The following is a 14580-nucleotide window of genomic DNA, read 5'->3' as shown; positions in this document are numbered from 1 at the left end:
TCAGAGCAGCGCGGGCCAGTAACCTTCGTTGGCGACGATCAGCTCATCGAGGATCGCTTTCGCCACCGCGGCGCTGGGGACCGTTTTCGACAGGGTGATGGCCTGCCACAGTTTCTGGTAGCTGCCCTCGATCCAGGCGTCAACCACCAGCTTCTCCACCGCCACCTGCTGCTCCATCAACCCTTTCTGGAACAAAGGGATTTTTCCCATCGCCAGCGGTTCCGGGCCGTTGACGCCCACCAGGCAGGGGACTTCCACCATCGCCGTTTCGTCAAAGTTGGCGATTGCCCCGTTGTTCTCCACGATCAACAGCATCCGCTCCTGGGTGTTAAAGGCGATGGCGCAGGCGAGGTCGACGATGAAAGTGGCATGGGCCCCGGCGTGGAAATGCGCGCCTTCCGCGGTGCCGCGACGGGTGATCTCCCGGGCCATATCGAAGACCTCTTTTTCGCGCCCGGCCATCACCTCGTTGGCCCGCGTAAAGTCCGGGTCAGAGTGCGCCACCTCGTAGTCAGGGTAGAGGTAGTATTTCAGGTAAGTGTTAGGCAGGGTCAGGGGATCAAGGGCAAACACATCCTTCACCTTTTTAAAGGTCTCGATCCAGCTTGGCGCCTTATGCTGAAAATCCTCTTTTGGGCTACTGTAACCCTGCTCCGCCACGTGACGCTTCAGCGCCGGCATCAGATCGTTACCGGCTTTATCGGTGATGCTGGTCCACCAGCCAAAATGATTCAGGCCGTAGTAGCGGACGTTCAGTGCCTTGCGGGACGGCAGACCGAGGATGTCGGCAAACAGCCCCTCGATGGCCACCGGCATATCGCAGATGTTGATAATGCGCGCGTCGGGACGCAGGCGACGGGTCGCTTCCGCGACGATGGCCGCCGGGTTGGAGTAGTTGAGCATCCACGCCCCCGGGGCGTACTGCTGCATATAATCGACCAGCTCCAGTACGCCGGCAATCGAACGCATACCGTAGGCGATCCCCCCCGGCCCACAGGTTTCCTGGCCCGGCACGCCATATTTCAGCGGGATCTTTTCATCCTTTTCCCGCATCTCATACAGGCCAACGCGAATATGCGCCATCACAAAATCAACGTCGGTGAAGGCCGCCTGCGGATCGGTGGTATAGCTGAACTTCACCTGCGGGAAGCGTTCAGCCACCAGAATGGCGCAGGCGTCGCCGATGGTTTTCTGACGCTCGTGATGGTTATCGTACAGACGGATCTCCCGCAGGGGAAAGCGCGCCATATTTTCCAGCAGCATCATGACAATCCCTGGCGTGTAGGTACTCCCGCCGCCGGCAATCGTGACCACAAAGTTATCTTTCATTTACCACCTCGTTATTCAGTTACATCCAGACTGGCGTTGACCGCCGTTCGAATTTTGTTAACCCCCAGGCCATAGATCACCTGGACATGATTGCCTTTAATCAGCACGCTGCTCCCGCCGCTCTCTTTCAACAGCGTCTGCTGGATGAGAGTGGGGTCGCGCACATCGACCCGCAGACGGGTAAAACAGTTTTCCACCGTACAAACATTCTCTTTACCGCCCAGCCCCGCAATCACCAGCGCGCCTTTGCCTGAATCGCCATGCGCCTGATCCGTCTGTGGGGAAGACGCCGCATCGGCAGCGGCTTCGCGCCCCGGGGTAAGCATTCGCAGGCGGGTAATGCAGAAGGTGCCGACCAGGTACATGGTGGCGGTTTCCAGCAGGCCGAGCAGGACAAATACCGGCCAGCGCGTCACGCTGGCGCCGGCGGGCAGGTTATAGACGACAAAATCGATAAGACCGTTAGTGGCGCAGACCCGCACGTGAAGCAGCCAGGCCAGCATCTGGAAGAAACCGTCCAGCAGGGAGTAGATAAGCCACAGCAGCGGGGCGGTGAAGATAAAGAGAAACTCAAACGGTTCGGTGATCCCCACCAGCACTGAGGTGACAATTAAGGGGATCAGCGTGACTTTGAGTCGCTGTTTATTCTCCGGTTTCGCCGTGCGGTAGAAGGCGAGCGCCATACCGGCGGTGCCAAAAATCTTCACCATCCCATAGGTTAAAAAGCGGGCGGAATCACTGAGCGCGTCAACGGGATGACGGGCGATTTCGGCGAGGAAAATAGGCTTGGCGCCAATGACGGTCTGGCCATCAATCAGCAACTGACCGCCGATAGAGGTAAAGACGAACGGCGACCAGATCAGATGATGCAGCCCGGTGGGGATCAGGAAGCGGTTGAGAAAGCCGTACAGGAAGACCCCGATGGCGCCAAATGATTTCATAAAGCCGGTCAGCGCCGAGATGCCCATCTCCACCACCGGCCAGAGATAGACGGTGGCGATAGCAAACAGGCCCACCAGCGGCAGCATCACGATCAGCACCAGCTTGCTGTTGCCGTAGATCGACAGCGCGCCGCGAAATTCGATGCCGACCACGCGATTGTGAACAAAGGCGACAGCGCAGCCAAGGATAATACCGAGGAACACGCCCATATCGATAACCTGAAAACCGAAGATGTAGGTTTGTCCGCTGCCATACAGTTGCGCGTTGGTGGCCCCGGTCGCCAGGCGATGGGTCAGGGTCAGCCAGCTGTTGTTCGCCGCCAGGTAGACCAGCCAGGTCATGGCCGCCACGAAAGCGGCTTCGGCTTTGCGGGTTTTCGCCAGACCGCTTGCCAGCCCGAGGCAGAACAGAAACCCGAGATTGTTCATCAGCGCCCAGAGCATGCTGGAGACGAATTTCCCTAACAGATAGATCCCGCTGCTTTCATCCACCCACAGCCGGTTGGTGGTCATGCTGAACAGGGCGATCAACAGGCCGATAGCCGGCAGATACAGCACCGGCCCGATCATCGCCTTGGAAAAGTCCTGAAGCTTTTTCACGCCAATCATGGTTGTCCTCTCGTCTTCATAGCCTGCTGTCATCACCTGATCAATAGGCTTATCAGACTAGGAGCAGACCACCGGGATCCCGAGCAGGAAAAAGGCCATCTGTGACGAAAGTCATATATATTGTTGCAGGAGAGATATATAAATATAGCCATTTTTATAGATGAGTTAACGTCTAATCTCTCGCGTAAAAGTTAACTATTATCTGTAAATACAATACGTTATTTGTCGTTCTTTTCCACACCCTCCATCTCAACGAGACATCTAAAAGTGATTTATAAAAAGATTGCCACCGAACTGAAGGCCCGTATCAACAGCGACGACTACGCCGTCGGGGATATGCTGCCCAGCGAAAAAGCGCTGGCTGCGGAGTTGCAGGTCTCGGTGATGACGCTGCGCAAAGCGCTGGCGCTACTGGAGGAGGAAAAGCTGATCGCCCGACGGCACGGCAGCGGAACCTGCATTGTGCGTAAGAGTAACTATCATGGCGGCGAGCTGGAGGGGTTTAACTACCAGATGCAGGTGGTGGGGGTTACCAACTACCGTAATAAGGTCATTGAGTTCACGTTGCTTGACGCCCCGCCGGCCATTGCCCAGCAGTTAAAGATCCAGCCGGGAGAGAAAGTCTACTACGTCAGGCGGCTGCGCCTGATTGATGAGGTCCCGATCCTGGTGGAGAACAGCTACATTCCGTACGCCGCTTTTCCGTGGCTCAGCGTGGGTAACCTTGAGCAATCTAAGTTCAACTATTTCAAAAAAGAGTGTCATATCACCATTATCGAGAGCCACCGCAGCTATACGCCGGTGCTGGCGACCCGCGAGCAGGCGGAGCTGCTGCAGGTGGCGCCTAACAGCCTCCTGCTACGGGTACAGTCTGTCAGCTACGCCCAGAACCGGGCGATCGTTGATTTCTCAGAGATCTACCAGAACACCAGTAAATACAATGTGAAGCACATTACCCGCCGCTAGGCCGATCCCCCCTGCAGGCCCCGGAGGACAAGTTCCAGCCCCAGCGCCAGCAGGAACAACAGAAAGCCCTGACGAAAGCGCTGCGGGCTGAGACGCGAGCGGATCCGCTGTCCCAGCCACATGCCGAGCAGCGCGGGCAACAGCGCCAGCGCCGACAGCAGCAGCGACTCTGCGCGCCAGCCAGCGTGCAGGGAGAGGCCGGCCGCCATCGCCAGAGTGGAGAGGGTGAACGACAGTCCCAGGGCCTGGACCAGCTCGTCGCGACGAAAGCCCAGCGCCTGCAGCCAGGGCACCGCCGGAATAACGAATACCCCGGTCGCCCCGGTGATCAGTCCGGTCAGTCCGCCCATCAGCGGCGACAGGCGCTTTTCCACGCGGGCGGAAACCTGCACCGCCGGACCACGGAGCGCGTATCCGGCATAAGCTATCAGCACGACGCCCAGCGCCAGCGCCGACCACCGCGGGTTCAGGTGGATGAGCAGTGATGACCCCGCCAGCGTGCCGATAATCATCCCGGTCATCATTAACCAGAGGCGACGCACAATCTGCGCCAGCGCGGGGCCTGCCAGCAGTTGCCAGAGATTGGTTAACAGCGAGGGGAGCACCAGCAGGGCCGCCGCGGCCGGTGGCGGCATCAGCAGGCCAAGCAGGCCCATCGCCACGGTGGGCAGTCCCATACCGGTCACCCCTTTGACCAGCCCGGCGGCGATAAAGATCAGCAGTAAACAGAGAGTGTGAAGATCAAACATCATGGCTCACTTATCGGGTCAGAGAAGGGCATTGAAACAGCTGGTCGCCGGGGGGACAATGCGGTATGTTGCCCGCAGGCTACGGTAAAACCGAAGGGAAAGGAGGGCGTTATGCGACTGGATCTCGCCGATCTGCGACTGTTTATCGCCATCGTGGATAGCGGCAGCATTACCGGCGGGGCGGCGGCGGCCCATCTGGCGCTGGCCTCCGCCAGCGAAAGGCTGCGCAAAATGGAGGCGGAGGTCGGTGTGCCGCTGCTGCACCGTCATGCCCGGGGGGTGACAACGACCGAGGCCGGGGAGGTGCTGGCGCGCCATGCTCGTCCGTTGTTAGAGCAGCAGCGGCGTCTGTGCCAGGCGATGCACGCCTTCGCCCGCGGTCAGCAGGGCACGCTGCGCCTGTTTGCCAATACCTCGGCGATGTCGGCTTTTCTGCCGGGCAAGCTCGCCGCGTGGATGGCCGCGCATCCCGGGATACAGATCGACACCGAAGAGCGCACCAGCGCGGATATTGTCAGCATCATTCTGGCTGGCGTGGCGCAGGCCGGGGTGGTGTCCGATGCGGTCGACCCCGGGCCGTTGCGCCTGGAGCCCGTCGCGGAGGATCCCCTGGTGCTGATCGTGCCGCCGGCCCATGCCTTGAGTGACGCCGCCGAGGTGGCTTTCGCAACGATCATCCATGAGCCGCTGGTCGCGCTCTATCAGACCAGCGCGCTGCAGCAGCATATCGAAGAGCAGGCCGCCGGAGTCGGCCAGGCGCTGAACGTCCGCATCAGGATGAGCCATTTTGAAGGGCTTTGCGAGATGGTGGCTCACGGCGCCGGCGGGGCGATCCTGCCGCGCGTTATTGCCGAACGCTACCTGCCGCGCTACCGGTTCGCCGTTATCACATTGCAGGATCGCTGGGCGCTGCGTCGGCTGTGCCTGTGCTATCAGGATGACGAACGCCTGTCGCCAGCGATGCGCCGCTTGCTGGAGTGGCTCCGCCAGCCCTGAGCCGCGATAAACGTGGCTATCATATAGTGACAGTGTCACTTTATATGGCGGTTATTGCTACTGACATCCGTGCCAGAGATGCGATAGTAGACGTCCGCCATTTATTAACACGCGAATCAGGACAGACAAGATGAGTACATTACCAAAAGTCGCGGTGCTGGGACTCGGCGCCATGGGACACGCTTTTGCCAGCAATCTGTTGAAGAAGGGCTTTACCGTCGCGGGCTGGAACCGTTCGCCAGCGCGCGGCGAGGATTTACAGGCGCAGGGATTATCCCTGCACGCCACGCCGCAGCAGGTGGTGGCCGATGCCGAGGTGATCATCAGTATGCTCGCCGATGGTCAGGCTACCCTGCAGGTACTGGCGCAAATAGCGCCTGCCTGTCAGCCGCAGGCGATCTATTGCCAGATGGGCACCATCGGCCTGGCGGAGACCCAGGAGGCTATCGCTTTGTTGCGGGAGCGTCAGCCGGCGATGACCTTCGTCGATGCCCCGGTTTCAGGGACCAAAGCCCCGGCGGAGAAGGCGCAGATCCTGGTGCTCGCCAGCGGAGATCGTGAAAAGTGTAGCCCGGCGGAACAGGTATTTGCCGCTATCTCACGTGGGACGCAGTGGTTTGGCGAGGCGGGCAACAGCCAGAAAATGAAGCTGGTCCTCAATGCCTGGCTGATTGCGATGATGCAGGGCATCGCGGAAAGCGCACAGCTGGCGAAGACGCTGGGCTTTACCCCCGACCAGCTGTGGAGCGCCCTGGAGGGCGGCCCGCTGGCGGCGCCCTATGTCAAAGTCAAACTGGACGCCATCGCCAATGAGCAATTCGCGCCGCAGATGCAGCTGGCGCATGCGCTGAAAGATGCCCGGCTGGCCTTGTCCCTGTCCGAGCCGCACACCATGCCGGGGCTGGATAACATCGCCGAACTGTGGCAGCAGGCGGCGGATGCGGGATTTGCCGGGCAGGATCTGTCCTCGATATATCAGTGGCTGTCGACGTCGGCGAAAGCATAGTGTAGCGCCCTCAGGAAAAAGTGGCCTCGGTGGCCACTTATCCAGAGGGGAGTTATTTTCCGGAGAGCGCCGGGCGAGTGTCGATCCCTTCGTCAATGCGCTTGATCATATAGGGAAAGAACGGATTGGAAGACTGGCGCATCAGCGAGTCCAGACCCACAACCAGCACAGAACGCTCGCCGCGAGCTGCAAACGTGCCAAGGCTGATCCCGTATTGATTCAGCGGATGGGGATAGCGCCCGTACAGCGAATCGCTCAAGGGGAAGGGGAGCGCGACATGAGAAAGAGAGTAGACGTCCGGTAAATAGTGCATTCCCTGCAGTTTTTCCACCGTGGTGTCTGTTTTCCCGGCGCGGGTGGTGCGAATTTCCATCTCTGTACTGGCGGAATTGGCGTTAGTGATGATCGTGGTTTGATAAGTCCGCGGCGCCGCGGGCAGCAACCGCGCCAGCGCGGTGTAAGACGTCCGGCGTAATAATGAATTAAACCTGACCGTATGATTTAAATCGAAGAGGACAATTTCACTGCCATTATCCGGTAAGCGGTTATACAGCGCCGTCACGATCGCCCGCGTACTGACCGTTGAATCCACAACGGACTGAAAGGTCAATACCGGCGGTAAGCTGTTAAGCCTATGATTTCTCGAATCCGTCACAATCTGCTTTTGCAGCGCTTTGGTCAGCAGAAACGACTGACGGGCGGCGTTCGTCGGGAAGGAGTTATATTTGAACGGATTAAACTCAGGCATGATGTTTAACCATGCGGCTTTCGAGAAGGCGGGAAGAAACGCGGGCCAGCCCGCGAGGCCGGAAAAGCGCGCGAAGCGGGTAATACCGATCATCGGAGAAATCAGGATCACCCGCTGGGGTTTTGCCAGTCCGGCATTATCCAGCGCGTCCAGCGAATACTTCATTGCCAGCGCGCCGCCGTTGGAAAATCCGACGATATGCAGGGGCGCATCATGACTCGTCAGTCGTTTTGCTTCTCTCACCGCCAGGCGCGTGGCGGCCAGCCAGTCCTGCCAGTCCACGTCGGTCAGCCCGGCGGGTACCGTCCCGTGGCCCGGTAACCTGATACCGATGGCGACATAACCCTGTTGCCGGTAATTTTCGGCGATATGCCGCAGACTGTAGGGTGTATCCGTCAGACCATGCAGCAACACCACAGCGCCTTTCGGTTTGCCATCCGGCATCATAATGTATGACCGATTCCAGTTGGTGGGAAACGAGTCCGGATAGATGGGGCTGTGACTGTAGTAACGATTAAGTTCGGTTTGCTGTTCAGCGTCCAGCTTATCGGAAACCTGGCGTTTTACCTCACCGAAGAGCGCATTCTCTTTTTGGAGGTAATCGTTCCAGTCAGCATCGTCGATTTCATCCGCGCCCATTTCATGCGGAACCCAGGTATGCCAGAGCTGCAGTTCGGGCCCGCGCTGAATGTCATAAACGCGTAGTCCCAGAGCGCCAACAATCAACAGCAGCAGGGACAACACGATACGTTTTAACCAGGTTACCCATTTCAACGCGTGGCTTCCTTTCTTAATGACCTGTTTTCTGAGTATAAATAATCATGGTCAGGGAAGGTTTACTTTTTATTAGGTTTCCTGTTACCCAAGCGTTGCAGCAACAGGTGAGCAAGTTCTTTATCTTGCAGCGTATAACCTGGCAGACCCCTGAGACGAGGATACGACGGCACGCCACTCATTTTTCATGAATCTCGCCGGAGGAAGTCATTCTCAGGTGTAGCAACAGGCTAAACGATGCAGGTAAAACGGTCAGTGTAACCAGCGTGGCAACCAGTAGTCCCCCGATAATCGCATAGGCCATCGGTCCCCAGAATACCTGATGAGAAATGGGGATCATTCCCAGAATGGCTGCACAGGCAGTCAGGCAGATGGGGCGCGCACGATGCTCTGCGGCCGCAATAATGGCGGCATCGCTTGCCATCCCCTGAGCAAGATTGCTGTCAACCTCGCTAATCAGTATGACGGCGTTACGAATGATCATGCCAGCGAGCGCAATCACGCCAAGCAGAGCGACAAATCCCATTGGTGTTCCGCCAGGTAACATAGCCAGCACGATACCCGGTAAACCAAACGGGGCCATCAGTATAGCCAACACAATACGGGAATAGTTGCGCAACTGGAGCATCAACAGCAAGAGCATGATGACCAGTGTCACCGGCAGAACCGCATAGACCGAACTATTACCTTTTTCAGATTCAGCAACCGCGCCCCCTTCTTCAATGCTGTAGCCTTCAGGCAGTTCCGCGCGCAACCTGTCTACCGCTGGTCTCAACGCTGCGGATACTGCTTCGGCGCGAAGTCCCGGGGCGAGGTCAGTTTGCACGGTGATGAAAGGCAAACGCTGTCGACGCCAGATAACCGGATCATCCACGCCCCAGACTGGCGTGGCAAAGGCGCTGAGGGGGATTTGTTTACCGTCATTCCCCTGAATAGTCAGCGAAGAGAAGGTGGCGAGGTTAAGACGCTCATTGTCCCTGGCCCGGAGCACCACATCGACAAGACGGTCATTATCGCGAACCGACGTGACTATACTGCCGGACCAGACGGTATTGAGCATCCGGGCCAGACTTTCTGACGACACGCCCGCAGCCCGGGCGGCGGTCTGATTGACCTTGAGGGTAATGACTCTCTCCGGTTCGCCTGCCGTCTGATTAACCTCGCGGGAGGAGGGTGACCGGCCAATGACATCGCTCAGGCGGTTCGCGATCGACCTGATCTTCAGATAATCTGGCCCACTCACCCGGTATTTGACTGGCCAGCCGACGGGGGGCCCAAGTTCCAGGGGCGATACGCGAGTGATGATGTCGCTAAAGCGCGTAGCCAGTATCCTGTTTAACTGTCGATGAAGACGATCCCGCGCTTTAAGATCTTTAGCCACCACCACCATCTGGGCGATATTTTCATTTGCCAGAAGCACATCCATAGGCAGGTAAAAACGAATCGCTCCCGACCCAACGTATGTCGAAAAGCGCTCAACGTTGCGGTTGCCTGCCAGGGCCTTCTCCAGCTGTTCAGCCCTATTTTGCGTTTCCGACTGCGAGGCATTGGCCGGTAGCGTCAGGCTGATCAGCAATTCAGGCCTGTCGGAGGCGGGGAAAAACTCCCCCTGCATAAAGGTTGTTCCGTAAACGGACAGACCAAGCGCAATGAGAGCAATACACACGGTGGCGAAGCGGTGACGCAACGCCTTGCGCAGTAGCCACTGGTATCCGCGGGCCATCCGTCCAGGCCCTTTCGCCTTCTGTCTGATGTTGTCAGATAACAGCCACGTCCCGGTTAACGGTGAAAACAGGATCGCGACAACCCATGAGCACAGCAGGGCGATGAGCACCACGGCAAACAGGGAAAAGCAATATTCACCGGCGCTGGACGCAGCAAATCCCACGGGAATAAATCCGGCAATCATCACAAGGGTGCCCGTCAGCATCGGAAATGCGGTCGTTTTAAAAGCCCGGGTAGCCGCCTGCCGGCGGGAATCCCCGGCTTCCAGACCAGAGACCATGGTTTCCACAGTGATCATGGCGTCATCGACCAGCAGACCCAGTGCGATAATCAATGCGCCGAGAGAAATACGCTGCAGACCTATTCCTGCCAGCATCATTCCCGTAAAGGTCATGGCCAGAACCAGTGGGATGGCCGCAGCCACGACCAGTCCGGCTCGTAAACCCAGCGAGACAAACGAAACGGCCAGGACGATCGCCACGGCTTCGATAAGCACCCGGATAAACCCGCTTACGGCATCGCTGACCACCGCTGATTGATCGGCAACCTTGACCATCTCAATACCGTGCGGCAGCGTGACGCTGATGGCATGCATTTTTGCATTCAGCGCGGCGCCGAAACGCAGCATATTACCCGTCGGCGCCATCGAGATAGCCAGCCCGATGGCGGGTTTGCCGTTGACCCGGTAAACCGGCTGGGGAGGTTCGGTGTTTTCCCGGCTAACGGTGGCAATATCCGTCAGAGGAAGGTAACGATCGTTAATACGCAGCGTGACAGCACGTAAGCTAGCTTCAGAAGTCAGTTCCCCGCTGACCTTTATCGCCATATTTTCCTGTCCGGTGCGGATCATACCTGCCGGGACAACCGCATTTTGTGCTCTGAGGGCATCCGCTACCTGCTGGATGTTCAACCCCATACTTGCCAGACGCGCTGGAGAAAAAGAGAGAACTATCTGTTCCTGCTGCTCACCCAGCAGGCTGGTTTTTCCGATATCCGGTAACGACATGAGTTCCCGGCGGATGGTCTCAACACGGTCCCGGACCTCCCGCAGGGTATAGCCCTCAGGTATAAAGCCATAGATCGTACCGAACGTATCATCAAATTCGTCGTCGACGGCGGGGCCCTGAACGCCTTCTGGCAACGACGGGGCAATATCCTGCATTTTCTTACGTACCTGATACCAGATATCCGGCACCTTTTGCGGCGGGGTATCGTCACGGAGATTGACATGAATAACGGAGCTCCCGGCACGGGTTTCACTTTCGAGATAATCAAGCCAGGGGATTTCCTGCAGCTTTTTTTCCAGCGTATCGGTCAGCAGTCGGGTGGTATCCGTTACGGATGCCCCGGGCCATTGCGCAGAAACAACGGCCGTTTTAATCGTAAACGCCGGATCTTCGTTACGTGGCAGGTTCTCATAAAAGAACGCGCCCATAGCCATGATCAGCAGCATGAAGAAACTGACCATCTGTTGATTATTTAGCGCCCAGGCGGACAGGTTAAATTTCTCATCCAATACGGGTTTCATGATTCGCACTCCCCGGCAATCACCGGCTCGCCGGAGCGTAATTTACTCACGCCGGCGGTAATCACCCGGTCGCCTGGTTCAAGGCCGCCGGAGATAATAACCGCGGTGGCGGTATAGTATGCTGGCACCACCACGCGAAGCTGGGCCTGCGACCGTGGGTTAATCACATAAACCGCCGGTTTGTCGTCGACGCGGCTCAGCGCTGAAGCGGGAAGGGCGTATCCATGCGGACCCGTTGCGGGTAACGTGACGGTAACGCTGGCGCCCAGCGCCATTGCCAGCGGTGGGTTTTGCAGGGTAGCCCTGACGCGCCACGTGCGGGTCTGAGGATCGGCCTGCGGGCTAATATCTCTTACCGCGGCGGACGCTTGCACCGACGGGTCGCTGAGGAGGGAAACTCGCAAGCCAGCCTGTTCCTGTGGCGGGATCGCCTCGGGTTTAGCGATATCAAACACCACATCGCGGGCTTCACCGGTCGCCAGCGTCAACACCGACTGACCACCACTGACCACCTGACCCGCAGAGGCGCTTACTTCGGTGATCACGCCGCTTTGCGGCGCCATCAGACGCGTCCAGCCAAGGCTTTCCTGGGCATTACGCAACGCGGACTCGCTGTTTTTTAAACGCGCGCGGGCGACAAGCCAGTCTGCGCGGGCGGTATCGAGCTGCGTGCGGGCAATCGCGCCTGTTGGCATGAGCTTTTGCATTCGGTTGACGTTAAGTGCAGCAACCTGAGCAGCGGCTTTGGCTCCTTCATAATCAGCCTGTGCGCCATCGAGCTGATTCTGACTGGTTGTATTTTCAAGCGTGGCCAGCAGTTGCCCTGCATTGACCCGATCGCCAATATCGACGCTACGCGTCACTATCCGGCCGCTGGTACGAAAGCTCAGAATCGTTTCATCGTGCGCATGGATCTCTCCGGTTCTTTCCAGGGCGGGAAGGGTTTGCGCTGAGCCAACAACAACGTAGCGCACCGTTCGCACAGGATCAGTCGTATTACCCTGGTTGTCCCCGCATCCGGGCAGCAGAAAAATCACCACCGAAAGAAGGGTCAGGGGAAGAAAGTGCAGCCAGGAAAGGGTGCGCGCCACGTCGTACAAATGGTGCAGACTGTGGCGGAGGGAGAGTAAAAATTCATCTGACATAACGCCGCTCCATAAAGGTTATGGCGTTATTAAATGCGCGCTTAGTCGAGAAAGATTCGACGTTTCGTCAAGGTATTATCAAGAGCGGCTATTTTCCATCTCAGACGACGTCCAGGGTAACAAAATGCTGACTGCGAGTCCGCCGGTTTCAGGTAACGACGCGCTGATACTGCCACCATGGGCCTGACAAATCGCGCGAGCAATCGACAAACCGAGACCGCTGCCGCCGGAGTGGCGGGCACGCGACTGCTCCTCCCGGCTAAAACGGTTAAACATTTCCGGCAGGAACCGGGAGGATACCCCCGGGCCGTCATCGCGAAATTCGAGGCAATATTGCCGGCTGGCGTAGTGCAGCGTGACATCAAGATAGCCGCCATCACGCCCGTAACGGAGGGCATTTTCCATAAGGATAGTAAACACCTGGCCCATACGGAAAGTATCGCCTTTGAAAGGACATGCCTGAGAATGATGAAGCCTGATGGTAAAACGATGTGCATCAGCCTGGGGCATGATCCATGTCGCCCGTTCCTTAAGCAGCTCATCCAGACGAAAGGGTTCGTTTTCCAGAACCAGATTCCCGGCATCAGACAGTGAGAGCAGATGAAGTTCATCGGTCAGGCGATTCAGGTGCTGAAGCTGTTTCATTACCATTGCCAGTTGTTCCGGGCTGGCATCAAACACGCCATCCAGCATACCCTGCAAACGTCCGATAGCGGCAGTCAGGGGGGAGCGAAGCTCATGCGCCATGGCCACATGAGAGGTACGTAACTCTTTTTCATAGCGGGCCAGTTTCCCCGTCATGGTATTAAAGTCACTGGCAAAGCTGACCATTTCAGCCGGCGCATTCCTGATGAGCTCTGCCTGGCGGCCAAATTGCCCTTCGGCGACGTCCTTTGCCGCATCACGCAACCGGCTGAACTGCAGCGCCAGTGGCCTGGCATATCTCAACCCCATCACCACAATAAAAGGGATCATGACCAGGACCAGTAACGCCACGGTGACCCAGTCTGCCGAGGCGATGGAGGGTGTTGAATAACTCAACCCCCACCAGGTATCGACGATTTGATGGAAGCGCGCCGGGTCCGCCTGCGGGTTCTGGCTGAGCGCAAGAAACTCTTGTCGGACCGATGCCGGCATTCTGCTCATGATCCAGTAATTCTGCACCGCATAACGTAGCCACATACAGGTCGCTATGACAATTACGCTTCCGATGGCCAGCGCTAATATACGTGCGCAAATCCAGCGCCACAGGGAGGAATAGCGGGTTTTTGTCATGGTTGTCTGAACCTGTAGCCTACGCCGCGAACGTTAACCAGCACGCCGGAAATACCCGCCGCTTCGAGTTTTTTACGCAGGTTATAAATATGGGTATCCACCACACGCTCCAGGGCTTCACTTTCCGGCAAACAGTGCTCCAGTAAATGCTGGCGGGAAAAAGGTCGTGAAGGAGAGCGCATAAGCGTGGTCAGTAGTGAAAATTCGGTTGGGGTCAGATCCAACGTCCGCGGTGTGGTGTCCCCGTCGATAATGCTCGCCACGATGGCCGTAACATCCACTTCAAGTGATTGCCAGCGAAGGATCTCTTCCTTTGTTTCAGTTTTATTGCTGCGACGCAATACCGCCTGCACCCGGGCCACAACTTCTCCCGGATGGTAAGGCTTAACAACATAATCATCAGCGCCATAGCGCAGAGCGCCAATACGATCGGGAGTATCTCCCATGGCGGTGACCATGATCACCGGAACATCATTTTTACGACGCAGGCCAGCCAGGACTTCGGTGCCGTTAAGCCCCGGAAGCATCACATCCAGCAGGATCAGATCGGGTTTCCACCGGTGCGCCATATCCAGCCCGGAAAGTCCATCTCCGGTAATGACGACATCGTAATTTTCACGGCGTAAATAGGCTTCGAGCACGCCAGCCGCATCGGCGTCATCTTCAATAATCAGCACTCTTCTGGACAACATCCGTTCACCTTGACCGATTCTTAACACTATCCCGACGATTCATTGATTTTGCCAAATCATACTGCGCCAACATTTTGTGGCAGCTCCTGCCTCAGGA

At 57.5% G+C, this 14580-nt stretch carries 11 protein-coding genes; 3 read left to right on the top strand and 8 right to left on the bottom strand.

Going from position 1 to position 14580, the window contains the following annotated elements; translation table 11 throughout:
* A complete protein-coding gene (locus tag ACLH1U_RS04445; protein ID WP_411299093.1) occupies window positions 1-1329 on the bottom strand; it encodes a 6-phospho-alpha-glucosidase in 1329 nt (442 codons plus the stop codon).
* 11 nt (window positions 1330-1340) lie between these two features.
* Complete coding sequence (locus ACLH1U_RS04440; RefSeq protein ID WP_411299129.1) at window positions 1341-2879, bottom strand: PTS transporter subunit EIIC; 1539 nt, start codon at window positions 2877-2879, stop codon at window positions 1341-1343.
* A 267-nt stretch (window positions 2880-3146) separates the two neighbouring features.
* Between ACLH1U_RS04440 and ACLH1U_RS04435 the strand changes: the two genes are divergently transcribed.
* Window positions 3147-3845, top strand: coding sequence for a GntR family transcriptional regulator (locus ACLH1U_RS04435; RefSeq protein ID WP_004205898.1), 699 nt, complete (start codon window positions 3147-3149; stop codon window positions 3843-3845).
* On the opposite strand, the gene ACLH1U_RS04430 is transcribed toward ACLH1U_RS04435, so the two are convergent.
* Window positions 3842-4594 carry a sulfite exporter TauE/SafE family protein gene (locus ACLH1U_RS04430; RefSeq protein WP_411299128.1) on the bottom strand — a complete coding sequence of 251 codons (753 nt, stop codon included), beginning with the start codon at window positions 4592-4594 and terminating at the stop codon, window positions 3842-3844. The genes ACLH1U_RS04435 and ACLH1U_RS04430 overlap by 4 nt on opposite strands.
* Window positions 4595-4705: 111 nt before the next feature.
* Between ACLH1U_RS04430 and ACLH1U_RS04425 the strand changes: the two genes are divergently transcribed.
* Together ACLH1U_RS04425 and ACLH1U_RS04420 are read left to right on the top strand one after the other, a co-directional pair.
* Window positions 4706-5590: a LysR substrate-binding domain-containing protein gene (locus ACLH1U_RS04425; protein WP_411299092.1), complete on the top strand. Its 885-nt coding sequence runs from the start codon at window positions 4706-4708 to the stop codon at window positions 5588-5590.
* Between the two features lie 130 nt (window positions 5591-5720).
* Window positions 5721-6596 carry an NAD(P)-dependent oxidoreductase gene (locus ACLH1U_RS04420; RefSeq protein WP_411299091.1) on the top strand — a complete coding sequence of 292 codons (876 nt, stop codon included), beginning with the start codon at window positions 5721-5723 and terminating at the stop codon, window positions 6594-6596.
* Window positions 6597-6648: 52 nt separating this feature from the next.
* Here the strand turns inward: ACLH1U_RS04420 and ACLH1U_RS04415 are convergent, their stop codons facing one another.
* The 5 genes from ACLH1U_RS04415 to ACLH1U_RS04395 all read right to left on the bottom strand — a co-directional run bounded on the left by ACLH1U_RS04415 (window position 6649) and on the right by ACLH1U_RS04395 (window position 14483).
* A complete protein-coding gene (locus ACLH1U_RS04415) occupies window positions 6649-8118 on the bottom strand; it encodes an alpha/beta hydrolase (RefSeq protein WP_285202694.1) in 1470 nt (489 codons plus the stop codon).
* Window positions 8119-8296: 178 nt separating this feature from the next.
* A complete protein-coding gene (locus ACLH1U_RS04410; protein WP_374014164.1) occupies window positions 8297-11371 on the bottom strand; it encodes an efflux RND transporter permease subunit in 3075 nt (1024 codons plus the stop codon).
* Window positions 11368-12516, bottom strand: coding sequence for an efflux RND transporter periplasmic adaptor subunit (locus ACLH1U_RS04405; RefSeq protein ID WP_374014163.1), 1149 nt, complete (start codon window positions 12514-12516; stop codon window positions 11368-11370). Before ACLH1U_RS04405 ends, ACLH1U_RS04410 begins: the two co-directional genes overlap by 4 nt.
* A gap of 78 nt (window positions 12517-12594) precedes the next feature.
* Window positions 12595-13791 (bottom strand): sensor histidine kinase, encoded by a 1197-nt coding sequence (locus ACLH1U_RS04400; RefSeq protein WP_085550871.1) that lies wholly within the window; start codon window positions 13789-13791, stop codon window positions 12595-12597.
* A complete protein-coding gene (locus tag ACLH1U_RS04395; protein ID WP_064154609.1) occupies window positions 13788-14483 on the bottom strand; it encodes a response regulator in 696 nt (231 codons plus the stop codon). The genes ACLH1U_RS04400 and ACLH1U_RS04395 overlap by 4 nt, the downstream gene beginning before the upstream one ends.
* Window positions 14484-14580: the final 97 nt, after the last annotated feature.

Origin of the sequence: Klebsiella sp. 1SOBk5mer, from assembly GCF_046603115.1 — a bacterium.
Classification (GTDB): Bacteria; Pseudomonadota; Gammaproteobacteria; order Enterobacterales; family Enterobacteriaceae; genus Klebsiella; species Klebsiella quasipneumoniae.
Note: the sequence above shows the minus strand (reverse complement) of the source record. Positions and strands in the feature narration are given on the sequence as shown.